Origin of the sequence: Dactylosporangium roseum, from assembly GCF_025264685.1 — a bacterium.
Lineage (GTDB): Bacteria > Actinomycetota > Actinomycetes > Mycobacteriales > Micromonosporaceae > Dactylosporangium > Dactylosporangium roseum.
On sequence record NZ_CP073721.1, the window covers coordinates 3,526,155 to 3,541,703 of the forward strand.

Consider the following 15,549-nt stretch of genomic DNA (forward strand, 5'->3'; position numbering starts at 1 on the left):
CGTTTCCTCGTGCCGCTCGCCGAACCCGCCGTGCGCCTTGCGACGCAACGGGCTCTCCACGGTCGCTGCCGTCAGGCGCGGTTCGCTTTGATCCACGGGCTGGGGATCCGAGTTCCGCGATACCGGTAACGGGAGACCCGCACCGACGCGATGTTGAACAGCTCGATCCCGTCCGCCGACAACGGCAGCCATCGCCCATTAGGGAGGGTGAACCGTCGGCGGATGTCCTTCCACGTCCAGCGATGCAGTTTCATCAACCAGCGGAACACTCGCCAGTTGACGAAGTGTCGCAGTTGGTTGAGGGTGTGCTTGCACACCGCATGCCGGAAGTAGTTGGCCCAGCCTTGCTGGATCTGGTTGATCCGGGTCAGGATTCTGCCCGGGTCGGCTTGCGACAATCTGCTCGTCAAGGCACGGATCTTCGCTTTCACGGACCGGACCGGCCGGTCAGCGATGAATGTATAGACGTACCAGTGGTTCGTGCCCCGCTTGCGTTTCCACTGGATGCGGAAACCTAGGAAGTCGAACCCGTCGCTCATGTGCACGATCCTCGTCTTGGCCGGCGACAGTCGCAGGCCAAGCGGAGCAAGCACACCGGCGATGTCTTCGCGCAGGTCCTCCACGTCGCTGCGCTGGCCATGCACGAGCACGACAAAATCATCCGCATAGCGCACGATCCGCCAAGTCGGCAGGCCCTTGCCCCGACGTGCGTGACGGCGATACAGAGTCCCCATCGTGCCGTCCGGCCGCCACGGCGCCATCACCTGCTCATCGAGCACGTGCAACGCGACGTTAGCCAGTAACGGCGATAGGATCCCGCCTTGCGGGGTGCCGATGTCGGAGTCCTCAACGTCGCCGTGCTCGGTGAGCACACCGGCCTTGAGGAACGCCTTCACCAGCGCCAGCACCCGCTTGTCCTTGACCCGAACGCGCACCCGATCCATCAGGGCCGCGTGATCGATCGAGTCGAAGCACGCCTCGATATCGGCGTCCAGCACCCCACTGATAGCCGCGGGAGCCGAACATGTGAATCTCGGCGATCGCGTCGTGCGCCCGCCGCATCGGCCGGAACCCATACGAGACCGGCAGAAAGTCAGCCTCGAAAATCGGTTCCAGCACCAGCTTCAACGCCGCCTGGACCACCCGGTCAGCGATCACGGGAATGCCCAGCTTGCGGACCTTCCCCGATTCACCCGGCTTCGGGATCGCCCGTTCCCGCACCGGCAACGGCCAGAACGAACCGTCCTTCACCCGAGCCCGCAGGTCGTCCAGGAACCCCGGCACCCCAAGGTGTTCCTCCACCAACGCGACGGTCAACGCGTCCACGCCCGGCGTGTTCGCACCCCGGTTCCCGGCAACCCGGTCGAACGCCACCAACAGCGTCGCCGGGTCATACACGAAGTTGAACAGATCGTCGAACCTGCGGCCAGGATCGGCCGCCGCCCAACGGTGAAGCTTGGCCTGCATCTCCGATACCCGCCGGAACGGGCCAATGGCCGGTTCCGGCGGAGCGTCACCATTCGATGGCGCGTCTTCCGGCATTGCAGCATCCTCCCCACTCGCAACCGCTGCCGCCCTTCCCCATGTGACCGGCTTTCCCGGCCTCGGAGTACTACGACGGCTCCGCCCCGCTCCGGCCCGATCGGTCGACGGTGGACCCAACCCAACCGTCCACTCAGGACGAGCAGCGGCGGGTGAAGACCGGAACGGTTCCCGTGTTCACTGCTGTTCGCTCGACGAAGGAGGAGCCCGACTCTGCCCCAGCAGCCTCGCCGTGAGTACGCCGCAGACCTTCCTCACGGCCTCCCAGTCACCGGCTTCACGGCTTCCGGGAGTTCCCCGCCGACGTCACCGCCCACGGGTGCGCACTGCTCCCGACCCGCATCCACCAGGTTCGAGTCGGTATAGCGTTGAGGGGCTTTACACCGCCGGTTCCTCGCGTACTCCTCTCCATCCCGCTCACCAGACCCACGCCATCTGATGGTGCTGACGCGCCCTGGCTTTGTCGGGGCTGCTCCCACCCTCCCCGGCACCTCCCGGATCAGGCTGCCCCCAGCTCCTGCCGAGCCGCTGCGACGACCCGACGGTGGTGGCCTCTCACCTCCACTCGAACAACAGCGCCTCACGGCGCACGAAGGCACCGCTCAACACCTTCCAGATCGCGTTCGAGGGCCGGCTGACCCCGACCAACCACTGACCAATTCAACGAACGGCCAACGAGTCTTTGCGCAGTTCATGGCGGGGAATCCAGGCAACGATCACAATCTCGCGCAATGGGGGAGTCGACGTCCAACGACGCGATCGTGCTACTCAAGGACGACCATAGGGGTGTCGAGCGGCTGTTCGAGGGCGTTCCAGGCCGCGGATGACGGGACGGCCGCCCGCAGGCACAGATCGTGACGCAGATCCTCGAGGCGCTGACCGATGCCGCCGGCCCGACGTTACCGCTGGAATCCCGCCGTGCGTCTCGGGTCAAGGGCGCGTACGGTGAGCGTGTCGCCTGGGACCCCGGTGACTGACAGACTCGGCGCAGGTGTCGATCTGTCCGTGAGTTCGGGACGTCATGATCCGGGTTTGAACCGCCTTCGTGGCGCATGACCGGTCGTGCACATCGCCGCCGGACGGATCGGGTGCGTCATGGCACGAGTGATCGCGACGCGGCGCGGCGTTCGCCGGTGCCGTGCGTCTGGCGAGGCAACACTTCGCGAGCCATCGCATCGCGGAGACCCTGCTCCATGAACACCGATAAGGAATGTGAGTGCGATGGTCGACATCGCCGACACCCACAGCACCGCAGATCGCGGCCTGCCCGGCACCACCACCAACCCGCAGGTGCCCGACGGGAATCTGGAGCGAGACGTGACCGGATACCGGCGCACGGACCCCGACGGTGTCGCCTGGGCTACCGACGCTGGTGATCGTCGGACGTCCGTATCGGCGCCGGCGGCCCGGCGTTCGGCGACCGGCACCCGGTATCTCCTGGCCGCGATCCGGCTGGCGCTCGGCCGGATCTTCCTGCGGGCGTTCCTGGACAAGACATTCGGGCTCGGTCACGACACCGCCGTGGCAACGTCGGGGCTCAACGGCGGCGCCCCACCAAGGGATTTCCCGGCTCCGCGGCGAAGGGCGCCGTTCGCCGGGTTCTACCACGCGATTGCCGGGGCGGGTGTCACCGACGGGCTGTTCATGGCCGCGCTCCCCTCCAGGCCGACGGTGCGGGCGTATCGGCGAGGGTGGGTGGAGGACCACCCGGGGTCAGGGGCGCGACGGCGCAACGATACGCGGCGTCGGGCGGCGGCGAGATGAACGCTGGGGTTGCGGCCTGCGTCGCGGCGGGGCGTGCGGTACGTGGGCGTAGCGTGCAACTGCCATCCGTTGAGGAGTCAGTCGCGTTCGATCCGGTCTCTCGTCTTGTGCTGCCCGCCCGTCGCGGCCGCACGAACCGTTGGGGTATCGGAGGCGGCGTTCATGAGCGTTTCGTCGGTGCTCGGATGTCCGGATCAGGCAGCGTGGTGAGCACCGGCCACAGGCTGCGGCTGTGGAGCCTCGTCCCGGCGTATCCGGAAGGTGAACCCGTTACGGTCGAACATGTTTGCAACGCGGCGATGGCCGCGACGGCGACGGATGCCGTCGCCGCTGCGCTCGCGGCTGGTGTTTGAGATGGCTGAGACCACGCTTGCCGATGTGCTCGTCGAGATGGCGGACACGCTCGTCGATGAGTTCGACGTGATCGATTTCCTGCACGCGCTGACCGAACGGTGCGTGCAACTGCTCGGCGTCTCGGCCGCCGGGATCCTGCTCACCGACCAGCCGGAAACCCTGCAACTCGTGGCGGCGTCCTCAGAGCGGACCCGGCTGCTGGAGCTGTTCCAGCTGCAGACCGACCAAGGACCCTGCGTCGACTGCTTCAACACCGGAATGCCGATCTCGGTCCCGGATATCCGCTCCGCCGGCCGCTGGCCCCGGTTCACCGCCGCGGCCGCCGAGGTCGGTTTCGTCTCCGTCCACGCCCTGCCGATGCGCCTGCGCACCCAGGTCATCGGGGCCTTGAACCTCTTCGGCGTCCAACCGGGGCCGCTGGACGACGCGAGGCTGCGCGCCGGCAAGGCCCTCGCCGACGTCGCCACGATCGGCCTGCTGCAACAGCGCGCCATCCGCCACCGCGACATCCTCACCGACCAGCTACAGACCGCGCTGAACAGCCGGATCCTCATCGAGCAGGCCAAGGGCGTCCTCGCCGAACGCCTCCACGTCGACCTTGACCAGGCATTCGCCCTGCTCCGCCGTTCCGCGCGCGACCGCAACGGCCGCCTCGCCGAACTCGCGCAAGCCATCGTCGCCGGCACCGAAACCATCCCGGACACTCCAGTCGTAGCGCCCGCACACTGACCATTGGGCAGCTCGGGATCGAGTGGGGACCGAGTGGCGAGGCATCGTGAGTAGCGCGGACGGTCGAGGTCGATTTCGGTCACTGGCGCCGCGTTGACGGACCCCGAGGCCCGCGGTGTCGGCGGCGGGTCAACAACCATGACTGTCGTGCGCGATGGCCGGAGGCCGGACCACGTCGTCTTCGGTGACGTTGATCGTGACGTGGGTGCAGGCCGATAGTGGTCGCGGAGTTCGTCGATGACGCGGCGCTGCACCTCCCGGGCGATGCCGTTGACGGGTTCGCCGTAGGTGACAGCGAGGGCGAGTTCGATGGCGGCGGTCTGTCCGAGGACGCCGACGGCCGTGCGGGGATATCTGTGATGCCGTGGGGCGGTGTCGGCCAGGGTCGCCAGTGGCTCGTAGGTGCTGCGACCGAAGGCGATGCGTACCCCCTGGTCCGCGCATGGCGGCGTCACGGACCAGGACCGCCACGGCGCGGGCGGCCACCCGGATGCTGCCGGCGCCGGTCGGCTTAGGGTGTACAAGACGTCGTGGAGCAACTGGGCGAGGCGGCGCATGATGGTGGCGGTCATGGCCGGCGGCGCGGTGATTGGGATGGGGCGAAGGCGAGGATCGCGGTCCACAGCTCGGTCTACTGGGCGCGCGACGACAGCGCGGTCCGGCTCGGTGCCGGCCCTGCCTGCACCGGAGACAGCGAAACGGCTGCGGGCATGCATGTGTCCCGCGGCCGTTGACAACAGGGACAAGCCATCACCAGGGGTTCACGCATCTCCACCACAGCGACTTACCCGGACGATCGCTGTCACGGCCTCGGACGTCTGTGACAGCGGCCCAGTGCTCATGCAGTCGCTTCCGCCGGGGCGACCGCCCACTCGTCGACGTTCGACGCGCGTACCCGTGGCGATCGCCCAGGCCGCGGGATAGCCTCGGCGACCTGCGGCTCCCCGCCGTGAGCGACAACGTCTGACCCCGGTCAGCGTGGCGGAATCTTGTCCTTTGTGACCGCGTTTTCGAGATCCCGGGCGAAGGTGTCCGGATCGCGGGTACGCACGTAGGTCGACACGGCGTCGTAGAAGCCCTCCTGGAACTCCGGGCTCATGGCCTCGCCGTGGGCGATCGAAAGCAGCACCGACGAGCCCCAGAGGCTCTTCGAGGCGTCCCGCTGGTAGGCGGACAGGGACGAGATATCGACGTTCCGGAGCACCGGTACCGACCCCTTCGCCTTGCTGAACGGAATCTGGGTCGCTGGCTTGCTGATGTCGCTGAGGAAGGCGAGGGCGTTCTTGGCGTTCTTGGCCCTGGTCGCGGCCACGAAGACGTCGACAACCGCGAGGAAGCTGTCGCCGGTGCCGGGAAACGCCACAGCTCCGAACTCCTTGCCCTCCTGTGCGCCATAGGCGACCAGCTCGCCGTACGCCGAGTCGTTCAGGGACTCGAAGGCGCAACCACCGGTGGCGAGCTTCTTTGTCGCTGCGTCCCAGGTCAACGTGCCGGCCTCGGGATCGGCGTAGGCGAGGATGTCGTCGAAGGTCCGCAGCGCCGTCCGCACCTGCGCACTGCGCCAATTGAGGCGGTCGCCGGCCATGTCCTGCCAGCCCTTCACCCCGATGGTGCTGAGTAGCACGTTCTCGAACAGCTCGATGGTGGTGAACGGGTCCTTGCCACCGAGACACAGAGGGGTGGCTCCGGACGCCTTGACCTTTTGCAGGCCGTCCAGGAAGGCGGCGAGGGAGTAGTTGCTGGAGGGCAGCGTGACGCCGGCTCGGTTGAGTAGCCCGGTGTTGAACCACAGCATGTTGCTGCGATGGGCACCCGTCGGCACCCCGTACGGCTTGCCGTCGTGCATGAGCGAACGCAGGATGGTCGGCTGCATCGTCGCGTGCAGGTCAGCATCGGTGAAGATCGACGCGACGTCGCGGATGACGCCGCGATCGGCGTAGCCTTGCACGGACTTGCCCGCGAAGGTCTGCCAGACGTCGGGTGGCCTGCCACTCTGTAGCCGCTTGGCCAGCGCCACGACCGCCTGTGACCCGGCGCCGCCTGCGACCGCGGCGTTGACGACGTCGACATTCGGATTCGTCTGGTGCATGGCGGAGAAGAGCACGTTCAGCGCGGCGGCCTCCGACCCAGACGTCCACCACGACACGACCTCGAGCTGCTTGGTCTCCGTCGTGGCGCTCGTCGGCTTCTGCGCGCCGCAGCCGACCACGGCGAGCGCCATGGCCGCGACTGCCGCGGCCGCGCGGCCCCAGCGGCTCATGCCGCGCCTCCGGGCAGGCCCGGCTCGGTGCTCCTGCGGATGGACTCGGGCGCGGCCCTGAGGTCGTAGAGGGCGTAGAGCCCGACGACGGCGAAGCAGGCGGCCGGGACGACGAAGGAGATCGCCGCGCTCGTCTTGTCCACGAGTTTGCCCTGTGCGAGCGGCATGATCGCGCCGCCAACGATGGCCATCACGAGGCCGGCGGCGCCGAACTTGGTCGCTGGCCCGAGTCCTTTGAGGGCAACGCCGTAGATCGTCGGGAACATGAGCGACAGGCAGAAGGACAGGGCGACCACGGCGAGGACTCCGGCGAGGTTAGGACTCGAGATCGCGAACATGCAGAGCCCCACCGCCAGGAAGGCCAGCACGGCGAGCACTTTGGTGGCGCGCACGCGACCGATCACCCACGTCATCAGGAAGCGCGCTCCGAGGAAGACGAGCAAGCTGGCCTGAAGGTAGGCGCCGCCCTTCTGCAGGCTGCCGCCCAGTGCCTGCTGCACATACTGGATCAGAAACGTCCAGGTGCACACCTGAGCCGCGATGTTCGCAAACTGGGCGATCACCCCGAGGCGGTACCGCTTGCTGCGCCACAGCACGCCGAACAGGTGGCCGATGCCGCCGATGTGCGGGCCGGCATCGGGAAACTCCTCGACGATCGTCGGCGCCTTCTGGCTCGCGATAGCGACGGCGATGAGTACCAGGAGGAGGCCCAGCCCCAGGTAAGGGGCCATCACGGCGCCGAGCTCGGCGGCGCGGATGGCGTGCAGTTGGTCCTGACTCAGCGACGCGATGTCGACCGGTTCCGCGAGTTTGGGCAGGATGAGGGTCGATGCCAGCAGCACACCGATGTTCGTTCCCAGCGGATTGAATGCCTGGGCGAAGTTCAGCCGCCGGGTCGCCGTCTCTTCCGGGCCGAGCGACATGACGTACGGGTTCGCGGAGGTCTCCAGGATCGAGCACCCGGCGGCCATCGCAAACAGGGCAAGCAGGAACGCCTCGTACGTCATGATCTTGCTTGCCGGATAGAAGAGGAAGGCGCCCAACGCCGCCAGCCCCAGTCCGGTGAGGATTCCCGTCTTGTAGCCGAAGCGCTGGTTGATAAAGGCCGCTGGGAGCGCGAGCAGGAAGTAGGCGCCGAAGTAGGCCAACTGGACGAGCGACGCCTGGAAGGTACTCATCTCGAAGATGCGCTTGAAGCCCGCCACCATCGGCGTGGTCAGGTCCTGCGCGATGCCCCAAGCGGTGAAACAGCCGACCAGAGCAATGAAGAGCAGTAGCATCCCACGGCCGAGCAGCGGCGGCCGCTTTCCCTGCTCGTCTTCATCCGCTAGTGGCGGCGCCATGCTGGCCGTCGGCACTCCTTCCGTGAATCGCGCGCACCGGTGTGCGTGTCACGTGCGCGCCGTAACCCGGCCCGCACGGCACGGGTACGACCTAGCATGGAGGCAAGCCTGCACGGTTGCGCCGCCACGCGGGGCGCAAACCCTGGAAATCGCCCGGGATCCCGCTGGCCCCATTGCCGTATTCGACAGCTCGTGTGGGTGGCGGCCCCGTGTTCGAAGGCCCGCACGCCTTGTGCCTGCCGAAAGTGGTATCCGGCCAGGTCAGGCCTGTTGGGCTCGTTGACCGCCCAGAGCAGCCGGCTCCGGGCCCGTCCATCTGTGCGTGGCAGCGACCGGCGGGCGTTGCGGAGCACCGTGGCGGCTTCAGCGGTGGCCTGGTCGAGCAGACCGGCCAGCTCGCCGGTGATCCGCGCAACAGTCCGGTGGGCCTCCGCGCGGGCTGCCGCACCTCGCAGGTGCAGGCTCAGGGCGATCGCGCCGACCCGCGTGGCGGCGGCGCGGCCACAGCCGTGGAACCTCATGCGGGGTGCGGCGCCCACTGTCTTGATCCGCTGCACCAGCCGGCCGATCTTCACCACTGCCCTCTCGAGGAGGCAGGAGTCGGTCGGGTACTGCACGTTCGCCGACACCACGGTGGTGTCGGCGCGAACTTTCCCCGTCTTCGCCACCCCTGGCCGCGACCGCTGTGGCGATGAGTTCCTCGTTGAGTTCGGCCACCGCCTATTCCCCGCACCGGGTCGTGATCTTCATCAGTGTCGTCGGGTGCGGCACCCGGCTGTCGGGGGCACAGCCGAACACGCCGACAACCATCAATCTACTTATTCAGGCCGAAGTAAATAGGAAACCGGGCCGCAGCGAGCAGCGCGAGCGCCGCGACGACCGGCGCCGCGGAGAACAGGATGAGGCTCAATGTCACGTAGACGAGCGGTGCTCGCTCCCTATCGCCAGCGGCCTCGCTCGCCCTACAATGCCAGGAAGAGCGGAGCCGGATCGGCTTGCCGCTCCAGGTCGCCGGTGGCATCAGCTAGCTAGGTTCATTCTCAAATGTGGCTGATGCTGGTCGCGCTCGATCCTGGACCTGATCACCGGGTGGCGGCTCGAATGCCTGCGACGAGCGCGGCAACCAGTAGCACGAGCACGAGCACGAGCAATACAACAGGAAGCAGCAATAGCGTCAATATCAAGATCAACACCACAGCAAGTTTCACCTCGGGGCTTGCGCCCGACCAGGCACCCTTGACCGCGGCCCAGACAGGGTTCTTTCCCAGCAGCTTGGCTTTCAGCCCCTCGACGATCGCCTGCGTGGTGGGCCCTCGGCTCGCCACAAAATTGTTCAGATCGTCAGCCCAGTGCTCCACCGTCCGTGACGCCTTCGCAGTAGCGTACTGCAAGGCCGCTTCTCGCAGGTCACTTAGCGCGGGTGCGAGGCTCGTCGCCGCGGGGGCGCCCTTGGTCGCGCCGCTGGCGGTGCTCGATGGTGTCATGTCTTGGTCTCCTCTGCAAGACTACCCCCACGGTGCAAGCGGACGCTGGAAAATGGTTTGGCGCGAGAACCACCCCGTTTAGACTGCGAACGGTCTTGTTCACTCTTTATGGCAGTCCATGCTTCGTTTGGCCCCAAGCTGTCTAACGTCTCTCCGGCCTCGGCAAGCTCGTCTCGTTGCTTAAGGACATGGACCCAATCTCGCGTTTCGCGCCCGGTCGACGCTGGCCCGCTCTGATTGCACGGCGTTGCGTTCGACGGGGTAGATCCGGACTCGCCGGTGTTCGTTGTCGAGCTGGCCGTGCCGGGCGAGGTGATCCTGCCATGTTGGGCACTGATCGATCGGCTTGGCGGCAAGCTGCCATGAACCGATTTGGTCGGCTTCCGGCTACGCTCAGAAACACTCAGCCGCTTGGCAGCCTCTAAGTACGTGTAGAAGTTCTCGTCGTTGAGTTCCAACCCGAGCCTCCGTTCCGTGACCGTCGTTGCAGAGGGTAACGGTCGGCGGCATCCGAACCCGAATGGCGATTCGCGTTGATTGATGCGATTTGGCGCGGTTGAGGGGTTCGAGTCCCCTCAACCAGTGGGCCGTTCCGCCCCTGGTTGGGGCCGCGTGTGATGACTGACGGTAGCTTCTGTTGGAGCGGATGCGGTTCGCCGGTGAGCGCGGTTGTCGCTGCGGCGACCTCGTGGACGCCCGCGCGCACGTAGGCGGCGGTCGGGCCGGCATCGTTGCGGCCGGTGTGCCCGGCGAACGCGCGAGCAACGGCGTAGCTGAAGTTGCGTTCGACCCAGGTTTGGGTCGTGTGGCGCAGCCAGTGTCTGCTGATGTGCTGTGTGGCGACCCAGGGGAGGCCGCCACTGTTGCGTTGGGAATGGGAGGCCGTACGGCTCCGCCCGCGGCGTGACATCGGTGGATTGGGGGCTCAGGGTGTGGGGGTTCGACTCGTCGAGCGCGAACTCGTGTCGCCTCCGATAGATGGAGCTGGCTTCGGATGATGATCGGCGGCCTCGTCCGGCGAGCGGGCTTCGAGGTGCGGGTGGCCGCCGCAACGATCGTGTGCAGATCGTCCCCGTCGAGGGGTCGAGGTTCCCCAGCTTTCTCGGCACCCCTTGGCACCTCCCGATCATTCAGTCGATCGGGGAGGGTGGGCAAGTGTTCACACACTCCAGTACCGTCCAACCTCCGCCGCCGGGTAGGCCCGACTTCGCTGCGCTGTACGGGACATACGACCGAACCGGCGAGCCCCGCTTCACACCAAGGACCGCGTCCGCTGAGGTGGTGTACGACTCGCCCACTTTGAGTGGGGATGCCGGAATGGGAACGGCCACCGCTTGATCCTTCGAACTGACCAAAGATCGAAGGAGAGACCAAGCGATGGCCGCACCTGTGAGTGTGGACGGTGCCGCGTTCCTGCGCGAGCACATCGAGTCCGCGTCACCCGATCTGCTGCGCACGATGGTGAAAACGTTCGCCGAAGCGCTGATGTCCGCCGAGGCCGACGCGTTGTGCGGCGCGGCGTACGGCGAGCGCAGCGATGAGCGGGTCAACTCCCGCAACGGCTACCGGCCGCGGGACTGGGACACCCGCGCGGGCACAGTCGAGCTGGCGATCCCGAAGCTGCGCCACGGCTCCTATTTCCCGGACTGGCTGCTGACCCACCGCCGCCGCGCCGAGCAGGCCCTGGTGTCGGTCGTGGCCACCGCGTATCTGCTGGGGTCTCGACCCGGCGGGTGGAGAAACTCGTCGAGCAGCTCGGCGTCGCCTCGCTGTCGCGCAGCCAGGTCTCGAAGATGGCCGCCCATCTGGACGCGCAGGTCGAGGCGTTCCGCTCCCGGCCCCTGGACGCGGCGCACTACACGTTCGTGTGGATGGACGCCCTCGTGATCAAGGTCCGCGAGCACGGCCGGACGGTCAACGTCCACGCCCTGGTCGCGGTCGGGGTCAACGCCGACGGCCAGCGTGAAGTCCTCGGCCTGGACGTCGCCTCCGACGAGGACGGCGCCGGCCGGCTGGCTGGCGTTCCTGCGCTCGCTGACCGCCCGCGGGCTGTCCGGCGTCAAGCTTGTAATCTCCGACGCCCACCGCGGCCTAGTCTCCGCCATCGGCGCTGCGCTGCCTGGTGCGTCCTGGCAGCGCTGCCGCACCCACTACCTGCGCAACCTGCTCGCGAAAGTCCCGAAAACGGCGCAGCCGTGGGTGGCCACCCTGGTCCGCACGGTCTTCGACCAGCCCGACGCCGCGAGGTAGCAGGCAACCATGATCGTGAGCGCGGCGAAGAAGCCGCCGGGTAGGGGATGGAATCCCAGCACGTTGGCGAGGGGGGTGGCGGGCAGCAGCGTACCGACGGTGACCACGCCGAGGGCGGCGAGGGTCAGCGGGAGGCTGGGGTGGCTACGGAAGAACGGGATGTGGCGGGTGCGGATGGCGAAGATGACCAGGGTCTGGGTGGCGAGGGACTCGACGAACCAGCCGGTGCGGAACTGGGCCGGTCCGGAATGGAACACCCACAGCATGACGGCAAAAGTGGCGAAGTCGAACACCGAACTGAACGGCCCGAAGTAGAGCATGAAGCGGCGGATGAACCGGATGTCCCAGTGCGACGGGCGGCGTAGCTGCTCCTCGTCGACATTGTCGGTGGGGATGGCGAGTTGGCTGGTGTCGTAGAGCAGGTTGTTGAGCAGGATCTGGGAGGGCAGCATCGGCAGGAACTTCAGGAACATCGACGCGCCCGCGGCGCTGAACATGTTGCCGAAGTTGCTGGACGTGCCCATCAGGACGTACTTGACGGTGTTGGCGAAGATCCGTCGGCCCTCGGCGACACCGTCGGCCAGGATTTCTCCAGCAGGATGACGTCGGCGGCGTCCTTGGCCACGTCGGTGGCCGAGTCGACCGAGATGCCGACATCCGCCGCGTGCAGGGCGAGGGCGTCGTTGACCCCGTCGCCGAGGAATGCCACGGCCCGCCCGGTCATGCGTTGGAGCCGCACGATGCGTGCCTTGTGTTCGGGGCTGACCCGGGCGAACACTGTTGTGGTCGTGATCGCCGCCGCGAGGTGCGGGTCGTCGAGGTTGTCGATGTCCGCACCGGTCAGTGTCGTGCCGGCGGGCAGGCCGACGTCCTGGCAGACCTTGGCGGCCACCGCCGGGTTGTCCCCGGTGACGATCTTCACCGTGATGCCGAGCGTGGCGAGACGGCCCAGCGCGGCTGCCGCGTCGGGCTTGGGCGGGTCCAGGAAGACCAGCAGGCCGGCCAGCCGCAGGCTGTGTTCTTCGGCCGTGGTGAGTTGGGTGAGGCCGGGAGCGGGGCGGGTGGCGACACCCGGTTGCCGGCCGTGAACTCGGCGGCCAGGGCCGTCGCGGCGGTGGCCGGCACGTTGACGCAACACTCCAGGACGGCCTCCGGCGCACCCTTGGTGACCATCGTCTGAGCGCCGTGCTGGTCACGGACGAGCACGGACGCCATGCGCCGTTCGTGGTCGAACGGCAGGGTCGACAGCCGGGTGTCCCCGGCCACGGCAACGTGCTGGCTCAGCGCGGCCGGCGAGTCCCACAGCGCCATGTCGAGGGGATTGCCGCCGATCGCACGGCCGTCCTCGACGGCGGCTTCGGTGCAGGTCAGACCCCACCGCAACGGTGCGTCGGGGGAATCCGGATCGGTGGCGCCGGCGCGCATGAAGCTGATCCGGCCCTGGGTCAGGGTGCCGGTCTTGTCGGTGAACAGGGTGTCGACGTCGCCGAGGTCCTCGATGCAGACCAGGCGTTTGACCAGGACCTTGCGCCGGGCCATCTGCCGGGACCCGGCGGCCAGGCTCATCGACACCACCGCGGGCAGCAGCTGCGGGGTGATTCCCACCGCGATGGCCAGGGAGAACAGCAGCGCTTCGAGGATCGGCCGGTGCAGCACCACGTTGATGACGAAGATCGAGGTGGTGAGACCGGCGGCGACGTAGACCAGCAGCATCGAGAACCGTCGCAACCCGGCCTGGAACTGCGTCTCGATCGGGTGGCCGCCCAGGCCCCTCGCGATGCACCCGAACTGCGTGCGCGTCCCCGTTGCCGTCACCACCCCACGCCCGCTCCCAGCGTGTACCACGGTGCCCATCAGCGCGCAGCCGGACAGCCCGGCCAGCGGCGTGCCAGCCGGCACCGGAGCGGTGTTCTTGTCGACCGGCAGCGACTCGCCGGTCAGCACCGACTCGTCACACTCCAGCCCGGATGCCTCCAGCAGCCTGATGTCAGCCGGCACCACGTCACCCAGCCGCAGGTCGACGACATCACCCGGGACCAGCGCGGTCACGTCCACCGCGACCGGATGCCCGCCGCGCACGGCCAGCGCCCGATGGCTGATCTTCGAGTGCAGCGCCTCGGCCGCCTTCTCCGCCCGGTACTCGTTGACCAGTCCCAGACCGACGGACAGCGCCAGAATCACCCCGATGATGATCGCGTCGCTGCGCTCACCGACGAAGTACGACGCCACCGCGGCGACCAGCAACAGCACCAACAGCGGGGAACGCACCTGATGCCACAGCACCGGCAACAGCCGAGCCCGGTGCGTGGAGACCGCGTTGCGCCCGTACCGGGCCAATCGGCGCGCCGCCTCCCCGGCCGACAGCCCGCCGTGGCCCACGCCGAGGCCGTGCAGCACCTGCTCGGCGGGCAGTGCCGCGGCCCTGGACACGTCCAACCCGGACTCGAAGAGCTTAGGCAGCGCCCCGCCGGTCACCGTCACGATCGCCGACCATTCAACCCGGTACCCCCGCCCGCCTTTACTGCCGTCACACCGTCAGCCTGCCACGCACGCCCCCGGTGGATCAGGGCCGCTCGCCCGGACCGGCCGGGACCAACGAACCACGAGCGTTCGAAGCTGGCTGGCCGAAAAGAGCTGTTATGCGCCTCATGCACCTGATTCGGGTCGAAATGGGGACCTTCGGCCCTGCCATCCGCGCTGAGATCGAGCAACGGTTGAGTTTGAACGGGGCCGAAAACGCTACTCCTCGACTGCGAACACGTACGGAGCAAGCCGATGAAAACCTTCTTCATTGCCGTCGTCGTCATCCTGGTCCTCATCACGCTGGCGCTGGCGGTGCGAATCGTCAAGCAGTACGAACGCGGCGTGCTGTTCCGCCTTGGCCGGGTCATCGGCGCCCGCAAACCCGGACTGCGGCTAATCATCCCGATTGTCGACCAGCTGCACCGGGTATCGCTGCGCATCATCACGATGCCGATCCAGTCCCAGGGCATCATCACCCGCGACAACGTCAGCGTCGACGTCTCCGCAGTCGCCTACTTCCGCGTCGTCGACGCGGTGAAGTCGGTTGTCGCTATCGAGAACGTCCAGGCGGCGATCAACCAGATCGCCCAGACCACGCTGCGCAAGGTCGTCGGTCAGCACACCCTCGACGAGACACTGTCCGAAACCGACCGCATCAACATCGGCATCCGCGAGATCCTGGACGTCACGACCAGTGAATGGGGCGTCGAGGTGACCCTGGTCGAGCTCAAGGACATCCAGCTACCCGAAACCATGAAACGCGCGATGGCCAAGCAGGCAGAAGCCGAACGCGAGAAGCGCGCAAAGATCATCAACGCCGAAGGGGAATCCCTCGCCGCCGCCGCCCTCGGCGACGCCTCCGACACCATGATGGCCCACCCCCTCGCCCTGCAGCTGCGCAACCTGCAGAGCCTCGTCGAGATCGGCGTGGACAAAAACACCACCGTAGTGTTCCCCGCACCGCTGATGAGCACCATCGGAGAGCTCGGCTCCTTCCTGACCCGTGAGGCCACCGCCGCCGCGTCCCGGACCGTACCGTCCGGCGTTACCAAACTGACCCCGGTGGTCGTCGCGCCGACTGGAGCATCCGAGGCGGCCGCCGCACCTGCGAGGTAGCGCAACCGCGGGGGAGGTCATGGTCAGATCGCCGCAGGGCGGGTGGTTCACCCGGAGCAGTGGCGCCCACGGATCGGTCGAGCATGCTCACCTCGATCGCTTTGTAGATCCCGGAATGGTCGGTGATACCGGCCCGCGGGACCGTGACGCCCGGCCGGGCGGCGAAGACCTTGTCGAAGGCGGT

The 15,549-nt window shown here is 67.4% G+C and carries 12 protein-coding genes and 1 pseudogene; 5 read left to right on the top strand and 8 right to left on the bottom strand.

Annotation, left to right across the window (positions count from 1 at the left end; all coding sequences use genetic code 11):
- Window positions 1-71: 71 nt before the first annotated feature.
- Entirely contained in the window at window positions 72-944 is an 873-nt protein-coding gene (locus Drose_RS16495) for a group II intron maturase-specific domain-containing protein (protein WP_260729729.1), read from the bottom strand.
- Window positions 847-1,542 (bottom strand): reverse transcriptase family protein, encoded by a 696-nt coding sequence (locus tag Drose_RS16500; RefSeq protein ID WP_260729078.1) that lies wholly within the window; start codon window positions 1,540-1,542, stop codon window positions 847-849. The genes Drose_RS16495 and Drose_RS16500 overlap by 98 nt, the downstream gene beginning before the upstream one ends.
- A gap of 854 nt (window positions 1,543-2,396) precedes the next feature.
- Here Drose_RS16500 and Drose_RS16505 point away from each other — a divergent pair.
- The 3 genes from Drose_RS16505 (at window position 2,397) to Drose_RS16515 (ending at window position 4,389) form a co-directional block, all read left to right on the top strand.
- Complete coding sequence (locus Drose_RS16505; protein ID WP_260729079.1) at window positions 2,397-2,519, top strand: hypothetical protein; 123 nt, start codon at window positions 2,397-2,399, stop codon at window positions 2,517-2,519.
- A 244-nt stretch (window positions 2,520-2,763) separates the two neighbouring features.
- The gene (locus Drose_RS16510; RefSeq protein ID WP_260729080.1) at window positions 2,764-3,306 is read left to right on the top strand and encodes a hypothetical protein; all 543 of its coding nucleotides are present in this window, start codon (window positions 2,764-2,766) and stop codon (window positions 3,304-3,306) included.
- A gap of 354 nt (window positions 3,307-3,660) precedes the next feature.
- Window positions 3,661-4,389 carry a GAF and ANTAR domain-containing protein gene (locus tag Drose_RS16515; protein ID WP_260729081.1) on the top strand — a complete coding sequence of 243 codons (729 nt, stop codon included), beginning with the start codon at window positions 3,661-3,663 and terminating at the stop codon, window positions 4,387-4,389.
- A 973-nt stretch (window positions 4,390-5,362) separates the two neighbouring features.
- On the opposite strand, the gene Drose_RS16520 is transcribed toward Drose_RS16515, so the two are convergent.
- The 3 genes from Drose_RS16520 to Drose_RS16530 all read right to left on the bottom strand — a co-directional run bounded on the left by Drose_RS16520 (window position 5,363) and on the right by Drose_RS16530 (window position 9,476).
- Window positions 5,363-6,649 carry an ABC transporter substrate-binding protein gene (locus tag Drose_RS16520; protein ID WP_260729082.1) on the bottom strand — a complete coding sequence of 429 codons (1,287 nt, stop codon included), beginning with the start codon at window positions 6,647-6,649 and terminating at the stop codon, window positions 5,363-5,365.
- The gene (gene fucP, locus Drose_RS16525) at window positions 6,646-7,992 is read right to left on the bottom strand and encodes an L-fucose:H+ symporter permease (RefSeq protein WP_260729083.1); all 1,347 of its coding nucleotides are present in this window, start codon (window positions 7,990-7,992) and stop codon (window positions 6,646-6,648) included. The genes Drose_RS16520 and fucP overlap by 4 nt, the downstream gene beginning before the upstream one ends.
- Before the next feature lie 1,082 nt (window positions 7,993-9,074).
- Window positions 9,075-9,476, bottom strand: coding sequence for a hypothetical protein (locus Drose_RS16530; RefSeq protein ID WP_260729084.1), 402 nt, complete (start codon window positions 9,474-9,476; stop codon window positions 9,075-9,077).
- A gap of 1,377 nt (window positions 9,477-10,853) precedes the next feature.
- Between Drose_RS16530 and Drose_RS16535 the strand changes: the two are divergent.
- Window positions 10,854-11,717, top strand: a pseudogene (locus Drose_RS16535) (IS256 family transposase); the annotation flags it as partial.
- Here Drose_RS16535 and Drose_RS16540 read toward each other — a convergent pair.
- The 3 genes from Drose_RS16540 to Drose_RS16550 are packed head-to-tail and all read right to left on the bottom strand — an operon-like array spanning window position 11,627 to window position 14,207.
- Window positions 11,627-12,250, bottom strand: a complete 624-nt coding sequence (locus Drose_RS16540) for a cation transporting ATPase C-terminal domain-containing protein (protein ID WP_313900024.1) — start codon at window positions 12,248-12,250, stop codon at window positions 11,627-11,629. The pseudogene Drose_RS16535 and the gene Drose_RS16540 sit on opposite strands and share 91 nt — an antisense overlap.
- On the bottom strand, window positions 12,250-12,738 hold the full coding sequence (locus tag Drose_RS16545; RefSeq protein ID WP_260729731.1) for an HAD-IC family P-type ATPase: 489 nt from the start codon (window positions 12,736-12,738) through the stop codon (window positions 12,250-12,252). Before Drose_RS16545 ends, Drose_RS16540 begins: the two co-directional genes overlap by 1 nt.
- Window positions 12,645-14,207, bottom strand: coding sequence for an HAD-IC family P-type ATPase (locus tag Drose_RS16550; protein ID WP_260729085.1), 1,563 nt, complete (start codon window positions 14,205-14,207; stop codon window positions 12,645-12,647). The genes Drose_RS16545 and Drose_RS16550 overlap by 94 nt, the downstream gene beginning before the upstream one ends.
- A gap of 294 nt (window positions 14,208-14,501) precedes the next feature.
- Between Drose_RS16550 and Drose_RS16555 the strand changes: the two genes are divergently transcribed.
- Window positions 14,502-15,365, top strand: a complete 864-nt coding sequence (locus tag Drose_RS16555) for a slipin family protein (RefSeq protein ID WP_260729086.1) — start codon at window positions 14,502-14,504, stop codon at window positions 15,363-15,365.
- Window positions 15,366-15,549 lie beyond the last annotated feature (184 nt).